Source organism: Kosakonia oryzendophytica (assembly GCF_027886705.1).
GTDB lineage: Bacteria > Pseudomonadota > Gammaproteobacteria > Enterobacterales > Enterobacteriaceae > Kosakonia > Kosakonia oryzendophytica.
This window is the reverse complement of record NZ_CP115659.1, coordinates 2,225,097-2,242,774: the sequence shown is the minus strand read 5'-3', so window position 1 is coordinate 2,242,774 and position 17,678 is coordinate 2,225,097. Positions and strand designations below refer to the sequence as shown.

Here is a 17,678-nt window from a genome sequence, read left to right as displayed (position 1 = left end):
TTTCAAATCAATCTATTAGGAATGTCTGGGAAGTTCGCGCTGTATCATTTTGATACAGAGCCCCGGGATTCTCTCCAGGAAGTGTGTTGCACATCGCTACAAGCGCGACACCTTTGTGCTATATAAATGCAACACCCTAACCGCCGGAGAGTCACATGCCGCAACGCGCACGGTTTTTAGCCCCCGCTCAATCCCCTGTCGGGCTACCCTGTCAGCTTGAAGACTCCTGGCAACGCAGTCTCAGTTACGGACTGACCCGCGATGATGACGCCCAGCCGTGGGTCGCCAGTACCCAGTTAAAAGATGCGCGAGCGGAAAACAGTTGGGTAAAACATCTTGTTACGCCGATGCTGTCGCGTCTGGCGACGGAGCTTTCGAGTCATCCCTCGATAATGGTGATGTCCGATGCCACCGGCCTGGTGCTGGAAACCCACGGCAACAACGATTTTCTGCATAAAGCCCAACGCTACGCGCTTTCGCCGGGCAATCTGTGGGGAGAGCATGCACGCGGTACGAATGCGATAGGCACAGCGCTGGCGTTGCAGCAACACTGCGAAGTCTCCGGCGGCGAGCATTACCTTAACCGCAACGCCGGGTTGTTCTGCTCTGCTGCACCGGTTTTTCGCCCGGACGGGCACATTGCCGGTGTGCTGGATCTGTCGACCCCGGCGCTGGCCCCGCGGCGCGATGCGGCGGCGCTTATCCGTCGTGCAGTATGTGAGATAGAACATGCGTGGACCATGAGCGCGTTGGGTGCGAATCGCTGGCTGCTCAGTCTGCATCATGACCAGGCGGTGCTCGGTAGCGCCCGCGAACTGCTACTGATTTTTGAAGACACCACGCTGCTCGGCGCGAACAAACTGGCAATGGATGAGTTCTCCCTGACTTGTGGGCACTTTGGCGTGCTGAATATTGACACGTTGTTCCCCGGCATCGATGTGCGCGCGGGTGAGAGCATCCAGGATGCCAGTAATCACCGGCGCTATTACACCCGACAAACCTTGCCAGCCCGCCGTTACAGCGGGCGCGGTACGACGCAACCGCAGGATGGGCTGGCCGTCGAAAAAGAGAAAGCGCTGCGTATCGTCAACGCGGGTATCGCACTGTGTGTGACAGGCGAAACTGGTTGTGGCAAAGAGTATCTGGCGCGCGAGCTCTACACCCGTAGCCAGTGGCGTAACGGCAACTTTGTCGCCATTAACTGCGCTGCATTGCCGGAACACCTGATCGAATCCGAACTGTTTGGTTATGTCCCTGGCGCATTTACCGGTGCCAGTCCGAAAGGTTATATCGGTAAATGTCGTGAAGCCGATGGCGGCGTGCTGTTTCTTGATGAAATAGGCGATATGCCGCTGGCACTACAAACCCGGTTGTTACGGGTGTTGCAGGAGAAAAAAGTGACTCCGCTTGGCGCAAACAGTACCTGGAACGTGAATTTTGCCCTGATTTGCGCCACCCACCAGGATTTAACCACGCGGGTACAGGCAGGGCTGTTTCGCGAGGATTTGCTGTATCGCATTCAGGAATTTCATGTGCGCATTCCCCCGCTGCGCGAATGGCCACAGCTCGAGCGCTTTATCCACAAATTGTGGCATGAACTGGGCGCGCCTTGCCGCGACCTGACGCTGAGTGATGAGGTCGTCAGCGCCCTTGCCCGCCGCCCCTGGCCCGGCAATGTGCGCCAGCTACTCAGTCAGTTACGCGTGTTAATGGCACTGGCAGAAGATGGCGATCGCATCACGCTGGCCGATCTGCCGGGTGAAATGCCGCTTGCCCGGCCACCTGAGCCTGTTGTGGCGCAGGTGGATGAGCAGAGCGCGATTGCTGAAGCGCAAGGGAATATGAGTCTCGCCGCCAAAAAACTGGGCATTTCACGCAGCACACTTTACCGGCGGCTGGAAAAACGCCAGGCGGGCTGACACACTCATATCCATCAGAAAATGCGACCACGCGGGTCGCATTTTTCATTTATGGAAGAGAATAAACACCAGACCGCAATCCCCAGTGCGAAAGCGTTTTTTGTACGCCAGGAATAGAAACAATCTGCTGAAAAAGAGGACGGGCCAATCCCCCTGAAAAAATCCTTTCTCAAGTGCTTTTTTGTGATCAACTTCAAACTACATTTCGCATAACGTAAAGAAATGAAAAAAGAAATCGCTTTGTTATGCAAATGCACATTGCCCCGCTATGGCGTTAATCCTATCGTTTACCCACGTCATCATGAACTGGACAATCCATTCGATTTCACCGCCACATTAAATAAAAGCAGATCACGTTTCCGTGATGTTAATAATGTATTCACTTCAGTAACACCGAAATGAAATGAATCCATTATTGGCATTTTTGGATTTCATTTAAATTTAAGGTGGTTTCATATGAGTCAGGTTAATAATCTTGAGGGTGTTGCGCACGCCAAAAAAACGAATGTCCGGTGGCATATCGTTATTATTCTCTTCATTATTACCGCGGTAAGCGTGGGGGATCGTTCGACGCTGGCGATTGCTGGCAAAGATATGTCCGCCGCGTTAGGCATTAACCCCGGACAAATGGGCTGGGTCTTCTCCGCCTTCGCCTGGGCGTACTGCCTGGCGCAAATTCCTGGCGGCTGGCTGCTGGACCGTTTTGGGTCGAAAAAAGTCTACCTCTGTGGCTTGTGCATGTGGTCAGTCTTCACCCTGCTGCAAGGCTGCGTGGAGATCTTCCATGGCTTCGGCGCCATTATCTGCTTCACCATTCTGCTGTTCCTGGTTGGCCTGTTTGAAGCGCCGGTAATGCCGGGCAACAGCCGTTTTGTCGCCGCCTGGTTCCCGTCAAAAGAGCGCGCGACCGCCGCGGCCATTTTTAACTCTGCACAATATTTCGCCACCGCCATTTTTGCCCCCATCATGGGCTGGCTGACACTGAATTACGGCTGGCAATCAATCTTTATCTTTATGGGTACGTTGGGCATTGTGATCACCTTCGCGGCGGCCAAAGTGGTGCATAACCCGTTAAATCACCCTGCGGTAAACAGCGAAGAGCTCGACTATATCCGCCAGGGCGGCGCGCTGGTGGATATGGATCAGCGCAAAGTGAAGAGTGGCCCGGCAGTGGATTTTGGCGCGTTTAAGCAGCTGATCACCAACCGTATGCTGCTGGGTGTCTATCTCGGTCAGTACTGCATAAACGTGTTGACGTTTTTCTTTATCACCTGGTTCCCGCTCTATCTGGCGATGGAAAAAGGGCTCGATATCAAGACGGTGGGATTTATTGCCGCCATCCCGGCGATATGTGGCTTCCTTGGCGGGTTACTGGGCGGCGTCATTTCGGATCGCATTCTGCGTCTCACCCAGTCGCTGTCGATTGCCCGTAAAACCCCGATTGTCCTTGGCATGCTGCTGTCGATGGTCATGGTGTTTTGTAACTACGTGGACTCGATTTACCTGGTGGTGTTCTTTATGTCGCTGGCATTCCTTGGGAAAGGGATTGGCGCGCTGGGCTGGGCGGTTATGTCGGATACCGCGCCGAAAGAGATGGCGGGTGTGGCTGGCGGATTCTTTAACCTCTGCGGCAACTGCGCAGGGATCATTTCGCCAGTCGTGATTGGCTATATTGTCAAAGCGACCGGACATTTTGAGTGGGCGCTGGTGTTCGTGGCCGTCCATGCCCTGATTGCGATTTTCAGTTTTGTGGTGATTGTCGGCCCCATCAAACGTATTGAGCTGAAAAAAACCGGTGCGCAGCAGTAATTACCGGACATTTTCTGTCGGCCCCAAACGCGGGAAATAGCAACGCAAAAAAAAGCCTCTGCGAACAGAGGCTTTTTTCATTTACAGCGCCATATCGTGCTGTGGCGCGCTGGCAGGTTTCTGCTCTGCCGGAGCAGGCGCAGCACCCTGGGTATTCATCTGGATCACCGGCGGTTTGGCGAGCTGTAACGTCGCGGCGGTGTCATCCCAGACCTTCTGGGTCAGCGCCACATTACCGTTCATCTCCTGGCCATAGCTCGGTACGATTTCGTGGATTTTGCTTTGCCACTGCGGCGAGGCAAACTGCTCCGGGAACATTTTCTTGATCACATTCAGCGTGATCGGTGCGGCAGTGGATGCACCTGGCGACGCCCCCAGCAAGGCGGAAATGGTTTTTTGCTGATCGACCACCACTTCTGTGCCCAGTTTCAGCACCCCGCCTTTGTCTTCATCTTTCTTGATGATTTGTACACGCTGTCCCGCCTGGATCAATTTCCAGTCCTCTTTACGCGCATTCGGGTAGTACTCTTTCAGCGCCTCGAAACGGTCGTCATCACTCAGCATGACCTGGCTCACCAGGTATTTCACCAGATCAAAGTTATCCAGCCCCACATGGGTCATCGGCATAAAATTGCTGGTGGTGGTGGTGCTCAGCAGGTCGAAGAATGAGCCGTTTTTCAGGAACTTGGTCGAGAAGGTGGCGAACGGCCCAAACAACACGACACGTTTGCCATCAATAAAGCGGGCATCAATGTGCGGAACGGACATCGGCGGCGCACCCACGGAAGCCTGGCCATACACTTTCTGCTGATGCTGGCTGGTGATCGCCGGGTTTTCCGTCATCAGGAAGGAACCGCCAACCGGGAAGCCTGCATAGTTGTCAGCTTCCGGGATGCCGGTTTTTTGCAGCAGTTTCAACGCACCGCCGCCCGCGCCAATAAAGACATATTTCGCATCAATGGCGTGTTCGTTGCCGTTGTTAACATCTTTAATCGTCACATGCCAGGAGTTATCGGCATTGCGTTTAAAATCGGTCACTTCCGATGAGGTTTGCAGGGTGAAGTTGCTGCTCTTTTTCAGGCTACCCACTAACTGGCGGGTAATTTCACCGTAGTTGACGTCGGTACCGACGGGCGTCCAGGTCGCGGCAACTTTCTGCTGCGGGTCGCGCCCTTCCATTACCAGCGGTGCCCATTGTTTAATTTGCTGATGGTCGGTGGAGAATTTCATCCCCTGGAATAACGTGGTCTGCTGCAATGCGGCATAACGCTTTGCCAGATAATTCACATTATCGCCCCAGACAAAACTCATATGCGGGGTTGAATTAATAAACGAGTGCGGATTATTGAGAACGCCGCGCTTAACCTGCGCTGTCCAGAACTGGCGGGAGATCATAAACTGCTCGTTAATTTCGAGCGCTTTGCTGACATCAATAGAACCGTCGGGACGCTCCGGTGTGTAATTCAGTTCCATATTAGCAGAGTGACCGGTGCCGGCATTATTCCAGCCGTTGGAGGACTCCAGCGCCACCCCATCCAGTTTTTCCACCATCACCTGCTTCCAGTCTGGCTGCAGCGCCTGCAACCAGGTACCCAGTGAGGCGCTCATAATGCCGCCGCCAATCAGCAGAAAATCGGTTTTTTGTGTCTCTTCCGCGTACGCGTTAGTCATCGAAGCGACCAGCAACGCTACCGCGGTCAGCGAAATAGTTGTCTTCTTCATTGCAGGCATAATTATATCGTTACATAGCGAGTAAATTTCGTGTGGACATATATTAACGCACTTTTACGTTATTTTAAAATACCATTCACAATTGCGCTAAATGCTGCAATAAATAGCGGGTTACTTTTTTTAATTAAAAAAAGAGCATCTTCATTTTGTGTGGAATTAATTTCTTCGCATTGCATTAACTTAACGGAAATATTACGCGTCGGGCAGAAATAAATAAAACGGGAAGGCGTCGCGGCGGGTGGTATTATTCCGCCGGATAAGCACAAGGCTATCCGGCGGTGAGGCGTTATTCTGAATCAGCGTGTTGCAGCGTTGCCTCCTGCAGCGCAATACGCAACTGATCGTGATTTTCAGCCAGGATTGCCTGTGCCTGCCCGGCGGGAAGCCCGGTAAGCAACATTAAAATGGCAGTCCGACAGTGATGATGGCTTGCTTCCAGCGCACTTTTCGCCTGCTCGCGGGTGCACTCTGTTGCCGCCATAACAATCGCAATTTGCCGCTCAGCCCAGTGCACGTTACTGGCCTGTACATCCACGCGCAAATTGCTGTAAACCCGCCCGGTACGAATGGCAAGCCCGGTGGCGAGCATGTTAAGGATTTGCTGTTGCGCAAGGCGGGCTTTCGGTTCCGAGAACCCGCTCACCACTTCTGCGCCAATCTCCGGTGCCAGCACGATATCGGCAAGCTGTGCGGCTTCGCTATCATGCCCCCGGCATACCAGCGCCACACGTGCGCCCATTGACCAGGCGTAACGCAGTGCGCCCCACGTCCACGGCGTTTTACCACTCGCCGACAGCGCAATCAGCATGTCGTTGGCGGAGAAACGCAATTGCTGAAGATCGTGCGCGCCGCGTTCATAGTTGCTGGCTGCCACCTCCTGCGCCGCCACGGTAGCATTCGCGCCGCCGGCCATCATCCCTACCAGCGGGTGAGTGTTGTCCTGGGCAAAACCACTGGCAAACTGGACTGCCGCCAGCCCTGAAGCACCCGCACCGATGCAGATCACCCTACCGCCGCGATTGGCGACGGCACTGGCACTGTCCACCAGCCGGGCGATATCCGGTAAACAGGCCGTAATGGCATCGGCAACCTGCTTATCCTGTTGATTGATGAGCGCCAGCATGTCGTTGGTGGCGAGACGGTCAATATTCGTGCTGTCGGCGTGGCGGCGTTCCTTCATCGAACCGTTTGGCTTACTGCTCATAGACTGCTCCTTCTCAATGGTTCCACACTCACTATAAGGTTATTTATATGCCGGACCTGAGAATGGGGTCACGCTTCACACTACCTTTTGTAAGTTTTCATTTTTTTACATCGCTTTATGATTTGCCCCCCATCGGCGATAATAGATACCTTGTTGTTAATAATCGGATTTGTTATGAACGATGTGACGTCCACCGCAGTGAGACCCCGTAAACGGCCCATGAAGCTCAGCACCACGGTCACACTGATGGTGTGCAGTGTTATCGGCTCGGTATTGCTGCTGGCGTTTGCCCTGTGGTTCTGGCAAATCAGCAACGCGACGCGTGACGGCGTCAAAGAGACGGCGCTGGCGGTTGCCCGCACGCTCGCCGATGCGCCAGAGGTAAAACGCGGTCTGCGTTTGCCCCCTAATAGCAACGTGATCCAGCCGCTGGCACAGGCAATCACCACCCGCAACGATTTGCTGTTTGCGGTGGTGACCGATATGCAGGGTATCCGCTATTCACACCCGAATGCGGCGATCATTGGGCAGCATTTTATTGGCAATGATCTGGAACCCGCGCTCAATGGTAATGAAAATGTGGCGGTCAACCGGGGGGTGCTGGCCCCGGCATTGCGCGTGTTCACGCCGGTCTATGATGACAATCACCGGCAAATCGGCGTGGTGTCGATCGGGATTTCATTGAGTAAGGTTGATGAACAGGTCAGCCGTAGCCGCTGGGCGGTGATGTGGACACTGTTGTTCAGTGCGCTCATGGGCACACTCGGCACCTGGCAATTGGTGCGCGTGCTGAAGCGGATTTTGTTGGGACTGGAGCCGTACGAGATTTCGGCGCAGTTTAAACAACGCCAGGCGATGTTACAGTCGTTAAAAGAGGGAGTGATCGCCGTCGATGCAGATGGTCGTGTCACCCTGCTTAATCACGCTGCGCGGCAAATGCTGCTCACCAATAACCCCAGCGGGGAAACCAGCCACGGGCCGCTGATGGATGAGCTGCTAACGGTGTTAACAACCGGTAACGCGCTGCAAGACAGAGAGCTGGGGCATAATGGGCTGTTGCTGTTGTGCAATACTGTGCCGGTACGTAGCCAGGGCGCGGTAATTGGCGCTATCAGCACCTTCCGTGATAAGACAGAAGTGAGCCAGCTGATGCAGCGGCTGGATGGGATGGTCAACTACGTTGATGCGCTGCGCACCACATCCCACGAGTTTATGAATAAACTGCACGTGATCCTTGGCCTGCTGAATATGAAAAGCTATGACAAGCTTGAAGGTTACGTGCTGCAAACCGCGCAGAATTACCAAACAGATATCGGCGCTATCCAGCACCGGATCAAATCGCCGGTCGTCGCCGGTTTTCTGTTAGGTAAAATCAACCGGGCGAAGGAGCGCGGCTTTACGCTGACGCTGGCGGACGAGAGCCTGGTGCCGGAAAACCCCAATGCGAAACAGGTCACCGTCCTGGTCACCGTGTTGGGGAATCTTATTGAGAACGCGCTGGATGCGATGAGCAATCAGGTGGAAGGCGAAGTGAGCCTGCTGCTGCATTATCAGGATGGCTGGCTGATTGGAGAAGTCAGTGATGATGGCCCGGGCATTGAACCGGATCACATCGAGGCGATTTTCCGTAAAGGATTCTCCACCAAAGGCGATAACCGGGGTGTGGGGCTGTTTCTGGCCAGCCAACAACTCACCGAACTTGGCGGCACGATTACCGTTGAGTCTGAACCCGGCGTGTTTACTCAATTTTTTGTCCATCTCCCCTGGGATAGTGAAAGGAAGACCGCGTGATAAATGTATTAATTGTTGATGATGATGCCATGGTAGCCGAGCTGAACCGCATGTATGTGGCGCAGATACCCGGTTTTCAGTGCTGCGGCACGGCATCCACGCTACAGCAGGCCGGGGAGATAATTAACGATCCGCTGCGCGGCATCGATCTGGTGTTGCTGGATGTGTATATGCAACAGGATAGCGGTCTCGATCTGCTGCCAATTATTCGCGCTTCCGGCCGCGCTATCGACGTGATCATGATCACCTCTGCCGCCGATGCCAACACCATTCAGACCTCGCTGCACTATGGCGTGGTGGATTATCTGATCAAGCCTTTCCAGTTCCCGCGTTTTGAAGAGGCGCTGACCTCATGGCGGGAGAAGCGCAAACAGATGGATTCACAACCCTATTATGAGCAATCGGATGTTGACCGTTTGCTGCACGGCGGTGCGCCGGAAGTGGCCGATACCCGTAAATTGCCAAAAGGGCTTACCGCACAGACGCTGCGCACCATTTGTCAGTGGATCGACGCCCATCCTGGCATTGAGTTCTCCACCGATGAACTGGCCGCCGCGGTGAATATCTCACGCGTCTCCTGCCGTAAATACCTTATCTGGCTGGCGCAAATTAATATTCTCTATACCACCATTCACTATGGCGCAACGGGACGCCCGGTTTACCGTTACCAGCTGATTGCCGAGCAGTACAGTCTGCTTAAACAGTACAGTCAATAAGACGGTAGCTGTCGTCGCACTGCGTAAAGCGGAACTGGCGTTGTGAAGAGAGGATAATGTCGCGGTTTTTGGTAACAAAGATCGCTTCAATATCCTCATGCTGACGCAGTGCGGCACACCCTTTCTCTACCCCAAGGCCAAAAATCAGCGTTGTCCAGATATCGCCATCTAACGAATCGGCGGAAATAATGGTGACACTGTCGAGTTCGTTATCCAGCGGATAACCGCTGCGCGGATCGAGAATATGGTGCCAGCGTTTACCGTCCTGCTCGAAATAGCGTTCATAGGTGCCGGATGTCACCACCGATTTGTTCGCCACCTCAATCGACCCCACCAGCGCATCTGCGTCGGCAAAGGGTTTTTTCACCCCGATGGTCCACTGCCCTTGCGGATTGCCCAGCGTTTGCACATTACCGCCGAGGTTAATCAACCCGTCGCTGACGCCCTGCTGATGCAGGTAATCCCGTACCCGATCGGCAATAAACCCTTTGGCGATGGCGCCCAGGTCTATCTCCATGCCAGGCTGTGTCAGAAACACGGAATGCGCCGCATCATCCAGCACAACATCCTGCGGCCGGGTAATGCGCAAGCGCGCGGCAATGTCCTGCGCGCCTGGAACGCTGTCACCTTTAAATCCAATGCGCCACAGTTTGACCAGCGGTCCAATCGCAAGATTAAACGCGCTATCACGCACCATGCTGGCGGCTTTGGCGCATTTAATCAGTTCATAGACCGGGCGGCTGACGACAACCGGTTGTTGCCCCGCGGCATGGTTAATCTCCATGACCTGTGACTGCGCACGGTTAACGGTGAAAAGATCTTCGTATTTTTTGATGAGCGAAAACACGCGTGATGCGAGGGCTTCGTCATGGGAAAAGAGTTTCAGCAGGACAGGCGACCCCATCAGAACGGTGGAGTAGCTCCAGACGCGGTTATCAGACATCGCATGCTCCCTGAGAACGGCCTGATGGCGTTTTGCTTGTCAGGCCTGCAAAAATGCAGGCCTGAAGTGTAGCACGATTGTTAACTACGTTTTGCGCGGAGTGCCGCCTGATGACCTGCCAGGGTGCCGAAGATAATGATATCGGCTACGGCATTACCACCGATGCGGTTGCCACCATGAATACCGCCAACCACTTCACCCGCCGCGTATGCTCCCGGGATAACCTGTTGCGCCGCGTTCAGCACTTCGGTCTCGGTGTTAATGGTCACACCGCCCATCGTGTGGTGAACCCCCGGCGCGATTTGGATCGCGTGGAACGGGCCTTCATTGATCGGCGCGCGCAGTGCGGTAGTGCGCCCAAAGTCGTCATCATGCTGTTTTTCAACAAAACCGTTGTAACGCTCCAGCGTCGCGAGAAACGCATGGTGGTCCATACCCAGTTTATCCGCCAGTTCGCGCGGCGAGCTGGCACTGGTGACAAACCCACGACCGATATACTCATCCGCCGCTTTGTTTTTCGCTCTGACATGTTCGTCAAACACAATGTAGGCATAATGTTCCGGTAACGCGATGATGGCCGCCGAGACTTTGTCACGTGTCGACATCTCATTGAAGAAGCGGTTACCCTGCTGGCTGACCAGGATAGCACCGCCGCCACGAATGGATTCCGAAATCAGATAAGAGGTGTTTTGCTCAACCGTTGGGTGGATCTGAATTTCACCCATATCCACGGTGCCCGCGCCAATGCGTTCCAGCAGCGCAATACCACCGCCGGTCGCGCCTTTATGGTTGGTGGTCACAAAACCTTCCAGGTCCGGGCGGTATTTCACCACCATTGCACTGTTGGCGCTGAAACCACCCGTGGCGACAACCACGCTTTTCGCCTGAACGGTCAGGGATTCCTGCTCTTCGGTCAGCAGACGCACGCCACAGACTTCGCCCTGCTCGAACAGAATGTCATCGACGGAGGTGTCCAGCATCACATCGATGCCGCGTTTGTTCACATTACGCACCAGACCGCTGATCAGATAGCCGCCAACAGCCGATCCGTCGCGTGGGCGGTGAGTACGGTCAATGCTCATGCCGCCAGTCGTGGTGATGTCGTTCAGCATAATGCCGCGACGCGCCAGCCATTCGATGGCTTCCGGTGCATTCTCGACAAAGCGATGCAGCAGTTCCGGATTGTTTTTGTTGCCGCCACCTTTCAGGCTCTCCTGGTAGAACAGCTCTTTGCTGTCCTGAATGCCTTTCACACGCTGGAAGCGGGTTTCTGCAGCATTCATCCCGGCGGAAGCCTTAATAGTGTTACCGCCGATGGTCGGCATTTTCTCCACGATCAGCACACTGGCACCTTCATCATGTGCCTGGATTGCCGCCGCCAGACCGGCACCGCCGCTACCAACCACCACCACATCATAGCGTTTCGGGCCAGCAGGCTCGCCACCCTCTTCCGCCACGCGTGCTTTACTGGATTTGAGCATCGCTTTCGAAACGGCCTTTTTCACCGCTTCGCTCTGGCTGGTCGCACCGGAGATGGCATCCACGTGCGGTGTATTCGCATCCAGAATACGGCTGCGGATCTCTTCAAAGCTGCTGGTGAACTCGACGGTTTGCACCGGGCTGGATGCCAGTTCAATGTCAACAATACGATCGGTTTCAAGGCTGACGTTGATCACCAGTTCATTAACGTCATCCTGCACCGTTTCGACAAACAGACCTGGTTTAAATTTCGCTTCGCCCATGCTCATGTCACGGATCATCGCTTCCACCAGTGAGAAACGCCACAGGGGTTCCGGGATCTGCAATGCTTCACGCTGGGTGCTGTCAATGAACAGTTCCAGATTTTCGCCGCTGGCAATACGCGCGGTCCAGTCCGGATAAGCGATGCACGCACGGCCTACGGCAATCAAATCGTAACCGTGTTCCATCCCCTGTACGGCATCGGCAATGTTCACAACGCCGCCCACGCCCATCACCGGAACCTGCGCTAACGCCTCTGAGCGCATCGCGCAATATTTATCGATCAGCGGTGTCGGGTCGCTGGTGTCGTTAATCGACGGACGCAGCGCCGCACCAACGGAGAAGTGAAGGTAGTCCACCCCCCGCGCCGCCAGTTTTTCCAGCAGGAACATGGTGTCATCAAAACGGATACCGGGGACTTCCAACTCTTCCGGCGAGAAACGGTAACCGATAATGAACGCATCGTCGGCATACTGGCGCGCCATCTTGTGGGTGATATCCAGTACCGCCAGTGGGAACTTCGCGCGGTTATCGCGGCTGCCACCCCACTCGTCATCGCGCTGGTTGGAGTTTGGCGAGAAGAATTGTTGGATCAGATAGGTGTTGGCACCGTGAATTTCGACCCCATCAAAGCCTGCCTGGATGGCACGACGTACGGCTTCACCAAACTTCCCTACCATCGCTTCTACTTCCGCGGTGGTCATGGCAACCGGCGTTGCAGCGCCATCTCGCGGCGCAGCGATAGCGCTTGGGCCAATCGGCGTGCGGCCACCAATCAGCTTCGGCTCCACCATCCGGCCGCCGTGGTAAATCTGCAACAGTGCTTTTGAACCTTCGCCTTTAATTGCGGCGGCGATTTTTGCCAGTCCGGCAATTTTCTCGTCGTTATCAATACCGATAGCCCCCGGAAAAGCCAGACCGAGATCATCGACAAAGCAACATTCGACTATAATAGTACCAATGCTACCGGCACGGGCCCGATAGTACTCCACCAGCTCACTGCTGACGGTACCGTCGAAATAGCCAGTGCAGGTGGTCATTGGTGCCATTAACAAACGGTTTTTCAGTTCTGCACCATTTGGCAGTGTGAAAGGGCTGAGAATGCGTTCGCTACTGGTCATATAAAAACTCCAAAGTCTCAAAATTAAAAATCTTAATAGGGTGACGGATTTTATTTTCGTTATGTTTTTCAATCCTTATGTCGTGTATTTAATATACCGTGAATTTTACTTACCAAATTAATTACGTTAGTTAATAAACTATTTAATACCCTGAATAACAGCGCTACCACTACTGTATTATCATTTTTAAATAACACGTTTACACGGCATTAATTACCGGTAACAACATGATTACCATCGATATAAATGAAACGATTTTTTACTATCATACAAAAGCATATATTTCATATAGTTAAAAGAAAAAATAGCGAAAATGAGATTTATTATCAGCACCATTTTTTAACATTTATCGAAATTTTCGCCAAATAACCCCATAACTCTACAGGGGTATTCAACTTATTAAAAAATCAGCTCGCCTTTTCATTTTTTTGATCTCAATCAAGAGTATTATTGGGCGTAAGAGCAATATAGAAATACACACAATTTTTTATTTATCGCTGTAGGAATTGCGTTAAGTAAACGAACCCGGAATAAGAAAAAAGGCGTTTAATAACTAAAGAAACTTTTGTAACTAAATAAATCGCCAGTCTGTTCCGCAACGCCAACGAATTTTTAACTACTCGTAGATGCTCATTATGAAAGAGAAAACAACCACCGCACCATCTGCTAACGCAGCCAGTGCAAAGGACGGAAATAAAAACCGCCTGCTAATGATGGCGCTGCCGATAGTCGTCGCAGTGCTCCTGCTGTTTGTTCCAGTGCCGGAAGGCCTTCCGCCGTATGCATGGCACTACTTCGCTATCTTCGTCGGCGTGATCGTCGGTTTGATTTTTGAACCGCTGCCGGGTGCGGTCATCGGTATGACCGGCGTGGTGGTTATCGCGCTGTGTAGCCAGTGGCTGCTGTTCAGCCCTGAACAACTGGCTGACCCGAAATTCAAAATGGCCTCTCAGTCCTTTAAATGGGCGGTCAGCGGTTTCGGTAACTCCACCGTATGGCTGATCTTCGGTGCCTTTATGTTCGCCGCCGGTTACGATAAAACCCAGTTTGGTCGTCGCCTGGCGCTGATCCTGGTGAAATATCTGGGTCGCCGCAGCCTGACGCTCGGCTACGCCATTACATTCGCCGACCTGCTGCTGGCACCATTTACGCCGTCCAACACCGCACGTAGCGGCGGGACCATCTACCCGATTATCGCTAACCTGCCGCCGCTGTATGGCTCAAAACCGAACGATCCGAGCTCACGCCGCATCGGTTCTTATCTGATGTGGGTTGCCATCACTGCAGCATGTATCACCAGTTCTATGTTCCTGTCTGCGCTTGCACCGAACCTGCTGGCGCTGGCGCTGGTGAAAAGCACCGTCGGGATTAGCATCTCCTGGGGTAACTGGTTTATCGCCTTCCTGCCGTTGGGCGTACTGCTGATTCTGACCATGCCGCTGCTGGCTTACTGGTTCTACCCACCTGAAGTGAAAGTGAATGATGAAGTGCCGCTGTGGGCGAGCCGCGAGCTGGAAAAACTGGGCAAACTGTCCCGTAATGAAATCCTGCTGCTGGTGTTTGTTTGCTGCGCACTGCTGATGTGGATCTTTGCCGCTGACTTTATCGAGCCTGCACTGGCGGCTTTGCTGGTGGTGGTATTGATGCTGTGGACAGGTGTACTGACCTGGAATGACATTACCAGCAACAAACCAGCCTGGAACACGTTTGTCTGGTTTGCCACCCTGGTAGCACTGGCTGACGGCCTCTCTTCCACGGGCTTTATCGCCTGGCTGGGTAAAGAAGGCGGCGTGCTGATGGCCGGTATCTCTCCGGGTATGGCGACTATCGCCCTGCTGCTGGCGTTCTACCTGCTGCACTATCTGTTTGCCAGCACCACCGCACACACCACGGCGCTGCTGCCGGCCATGCTGACCATTGCCGCGACAATCCCGGGTATCAATATGGAAGTTGTGGTACTGGTGCTCTGTACCTCACTCGGTGTGATGGGCATCATCACCCCGTATGGCACCGGCCCGAGCCCGATCTATTACGGTAGCGGTTATCTGCCGACCAAAGATTACTGGCGTCTTGGCACCATCTTTGGCGCCATCTTCCTCGCCGCCCTGCTGTTGATTGGTTATCCGTGGATTTCCATGATGTTCTGATTCATAACCGTCGGGCTTTCCCGGCGGTTTTATTTTATGGAGTAAAGAGCTATGTCGAACAAACCCTTTGTGTATCAGGATCCGTTCCCGCTGGCGAAAGACAATACGGAATATTATCTGCTGAGCCGTGAATATGTTTCGATTGCCGACTTTGACGGCCAGCAAGTACTGAAAGTCGAGCCAGAAGCGCTGACGTTGCTGGCGCAACAGGCCTTTCACGACGCATCATTTTTGCTGCGCCCGTCGCACCAGAAACAAGTCGCCGCGATTCTGAACGATCCGGAAGCCAGCGAAAACGATAAATACGTTGCCCTGCAGTTCCTGCGTAACTCGGAAATCGCTGCGAAAGGCGTACTGCCGACCTGCCAGGATACCGGCACGGCGATCATTATGGGTAAGAAAGGTCAACGCGTATGGACCGGTGGCGGTGATGAAGCCGCTCTGGCGCGCGGCGTGTATAACACCTATACCGAAGATAACCTGCGTTACTCGCAGAACGCCCCGCTGGATATGTATAAAGAAGTGAATACCGGCACCAACCTGCCTGCACAGATCGATCTGTATAGCGTCGATGGCGACGAGTATAAGTTCCTGTGCGTGGCCAAAGGCGGCGGTTCCGCGAACAAAACCTACCTGTACCAGGAAACCAAGGCGCTGATCACGCCAGCGAAACTGAAAAACTATCTGGTCGAAAAAATGCGGACCTTGGGGACAGCGGCCTGCCCTCCTTACCATATCGCATTCGTTATCGGGGGTACGTCGGCGGAATCCACCCTGAAAACCGTGAAGCTGGCTTCTACACGCTATTACGATGGTCTGCCGACCGAAGGTAATGAGCACGGCCAGGCGTTCCGTGATGTGCAACTGGAGCAGGAGCTGATGCAGGAAGCACAGAACCTGGGCCTGGGCGCGCAGTTTGGTGGTAAATACTTCGCACATGATATCCGCGTGATCCGCCTGCCGCGTCACGGTGCATCCTGCCCAATCGGTATGGGCGTATCCTGCTCGGCCGACCGTAATATCAAAGCGAAGATCAACCGTGAAGGGATCTGGATTGAGAAGATGGAGCACAATCCGGGGCAGTATATTCCGGAAGCGCTGCGTCAGCAGGGTGAAGGCAATGTGGCGAAAATCAATCTGAATCAGCCGATGAAAGAGATCCTCGCGCAGCTTTCCGCCTTCCCGGTTTCTACGCGCGTATCGCTGAACGGCACCATTATCGTGGCGCGCGATATTGCTCACGCGAAGCTGAAAGAGCTGATTGACAATGGCCAACCGCTGCCGCAATACGTGAAAGATCATCCGATCTATTACGCAGGCCCGGCGAAAACACCGGAAGGTTATGCGTCGGGTTCGCTCGGCCCAACCACCGCTGGCCGTATGGATTCCTATGTGGATCTGCTGCAATCACATGGCGCGAGCATGATCATGCTGGCAAAAGGCAACCGTAGCCAACAAGTGACCGATGCCTGTGCTAAACACGGTGGGTTCTATCTGGGGAGTATTGGTGGTCCGGCAGCGGTTCTGGCGCAGCAGAGCATTAAGAGCCTGGAGTGCGTTGCCTATCCGGAACTGGGAATGGAAGCAATCTGGAAGATTGAAGTGGAGAATTTCCCGGCGTTTATTCTGGTGGATGATAAAGGAAATGACTTCTTCCAGCAGATCCAGAACAAACAGTGTGCTGGCTGCAGCCAGAAGTAAGTTAAGCGTAACCGGCGGAGAAATCCGCCGGTTTTTTTATGCGTGCAATAAACCGCATTCCGTCAATAACCGCCTGTGCTTTGTACCGGCTAGTGGTGTGGCAAACCGCACCAGCACCGTTGCGTTTATTGCCAGCCATCAAGTCGTTTTTTCCGCGTCGGAAAACGGGACGAAATCCTGAAAAGGCTCTGTGATCGCATACCCAGCCTCAAACGCAGGCGATGTCACGCTGCAAGGGATTAGTCATCATCAAAGTTAATATTGATACTGTCGACTTTACCACCCGCCAGCGAGAAAGCGATGTGTTTGTTTTTAAAGGAATAGCTGATCCATTCACTTCCATCGCTGTTATCTATTTCACCGGGACCATAGTGACTGATAATGGCTTCTTTTGTGCTGCCAGGCCCCACCCCACGTGCGGTATGCAAGGCAGGACTGTGCAAGGTTATCTGCCCGACGATATAACTGTCGACGCTTTTCCCCTGATCATCCCACCACAGGTTGGCACTGTAGATATCAAAGCCATCAAAGTTATGACGGTAAAATTTATAACTGGCATCACCAAAAGGAACTTCCCCTACAAAGCCGTCATAGGTCGTTTCACCCAAAGAGGCGCTGAGCGCGTCATTCCATGCCTGGCCCAGCGCGACGGGATGTTGATTCAGCTGTACGGTAAAGTCGCTGTCACTCAGCGGCGCTTGCGCCCACACACTGGCGGGCGCTGCCAGTAACAGCGAGACAGAAAAGAGGAAACCTTTAGTCATAACCTGCCACCGTTCAAAGTCTGTTGCTGATATACGTGATTATTTAAGCCAGTTTACAGGTTGATTCACCAGAATTTTCTTTATGTACGAGA

At 53.5% G+C, this 17,678-nt stretch carries 11 protein-coding genes; 6 read left to right on the top strand and 5 right to left on the bottom strand.

Translation table 11 applies throughout. The features are described 5' to 3' along the window. Nucleotides 1–155: 155 nt before the first annotated feature. Both O9K67_RS10960 and O9K67_RS10955 read left to right on the top strand, forming a co-directional pair. The gene (locus tag O9K67_RS10960; protein ID WP_061496445.1) at nucleotides 156–1,919 is read left to right on the top strand and encodes a sigma-54-dependent Fis family transcriptional regulator; all 1,764 of its coding nucleotides are present in this window, start codon (nucleotides 156–158) and stop codon (nucleotides 1,917–1,919) included. Between the two features lie 456 nt (nucleotides 1,920–2,375). Further along, entirely contained in the window at nucleotides 2,376–3,728 is a 1,353-nt protein-coding gene (locus tag O9K67_RS10955) for an MFS transporter (RefSeq protein ID WP_061496447.1), read from the top strand. An 81-nt stretch (nucleotides 3,729–3,809) separates the two neighbouring features. Here O9K67_RS10955 and mqo read toward each other — a convergent pair whose 3' ends face one another. Both mqo and O9K67_RS10945 read right to left on the bottom strand, forming a co-directional pair. Then, complete coding sequence (mqo, locus tag O9K67_RS10950; protein WP_061496448.1) at nucleotides 3,810–5,459, bottom strand: malate dehydrogenase (quinone); 1,650 nt, start codon at nucleotides 5,457–5,459, stop codon at nucleotides 3,810–3,812. 286 nt (nucleotides 5,460–5,745) lie between these two features. Further along, on the bottom strand, nucleotides 5,746–6,663 hold the full coding sequence (locus O9K67_RS10945; RefSeq protein WP_061496450.1) for an N-acetylmuramic acid 6-phosphate etherase: 918 nt from the start codon (nucleotides 6,661–6,663) through the stop codon (nucleotides 5,746–5,748). A 174-nt stretch (nucleotides 6,664–6,837) separates the two neighbouring features. On the opposite strand from O9K67_RS10945, the gene O9K67_RS10940 reads away from it, so the two are divergent. After that, a complete protein-coding gene (locus tag O9K67_RS10940) occupies nucleotides 6,838–8,454 on the top strand; it encodes a sensor histidine kinase (protein WP_061496452.1) in 1,617 nt (538 codons plus the stop codon). Continuing rightward, nucleotides 8,451–9,170 (top strand): two-component system response regulator DcuR, encoded by a 720-nt coding sequence (dcuR, locus tag O9K67_RS10935; protein WP_061496454.1) that lies wholly within the window; start codon nucleotides 8,451–8,453, stop codon nucleotides 9,168–9,170. The genes O9K67_RS10940 and dcuR overlap by 4 nt, the downstream gene beginning before the upstream one ends. On the opposite strand, the gene O9K67_RS10930 is transcribed toward dcuR, so the two are convergent. Together O9K67_RS10930 and O9K67_RS10925 are read right to left on the bottom strand one after the other, a co-directional pair. After that, nucleotides 9,151–10,113: an FAD:protein FMN transferase gene (locus O9K67_RS10930; RefSeq protein ID WP_061496456.1), complete on the bottom strand. Its 963-nt coding sequence runs from the start codon at nucleotides 10,111–10,113 to the stop codon at nucleotides 9,151–9,153. The genes dcuR and O9K67_RS10930 overlap by 20 nt on opposite strands. Before the next feature lie 80 nt (nucleotides 10,114–10,193). Beyond that, nucleotides 10,194–12,974, bottom strand: coding sequence for a flavocytochrome c (locus tag O9K67_RS10925; RefSeq protein ID WP_061496458.1), 2,781 nt, complete (start codon nucleotides 12,972–12,974; stop codon nucleotides 10,194–10,196). Between the two features lie 635 nt (nucleotides 12,975–13,609). Here O9K67_RS10925 and O9K67_RS10920 point away from each other — a divergent pair. Together O9K67_RS10920 and fumA are read left to right on the top strand one after the other, a co-directional pair. Then, nucleotides 13,610–15,121 carry an anion permease gene (locus tag O9K67_RS10920; RefSeq protein WP_061500076.1) on the top strand — a complete coding sequence of 504 codons (1,512 nt, stop codon included), beginning with the start codon at nucleotides 13,610–13,612 and terminating at the stop codon, nucleotides 15,119–15,121. Nucleotides 15,122–15,172: 51 nt separating this feature from the next. After that, nucleotides 15,173–16,822: a class I fumarate hydratase FumA gene (fumA, locus tag O9K67_RS10915; protein ID WP_061496460.1), complete on the top strand. Its 1,650-nt coding sequence runs from the start codon at nucleotides 15,173–15,175 to the stop codon at nucleotides 16,820–16,822. A 239-nt stretch (nucleotides 16,823–17,061) separates the two neighbouring features. On the opposite strand, the gene O9K67_RS10910 is transcribed toward fumA, so the two are convergent. After that, the gene (locus O9K67_RS10910) at nucleotides 17,062–17,586 is read right to left on the bottom strand and encodes a hypothetical protein (protein WP_061496464.1); all 525 of its coding nucleotides are present in this window, start codon (nucleotides 17,584–17,586) and stop codon (nucleotides 17,062–17,064) included. Nucleotides 17,587–17,678 lie beyond the last annotated feature (92 nt).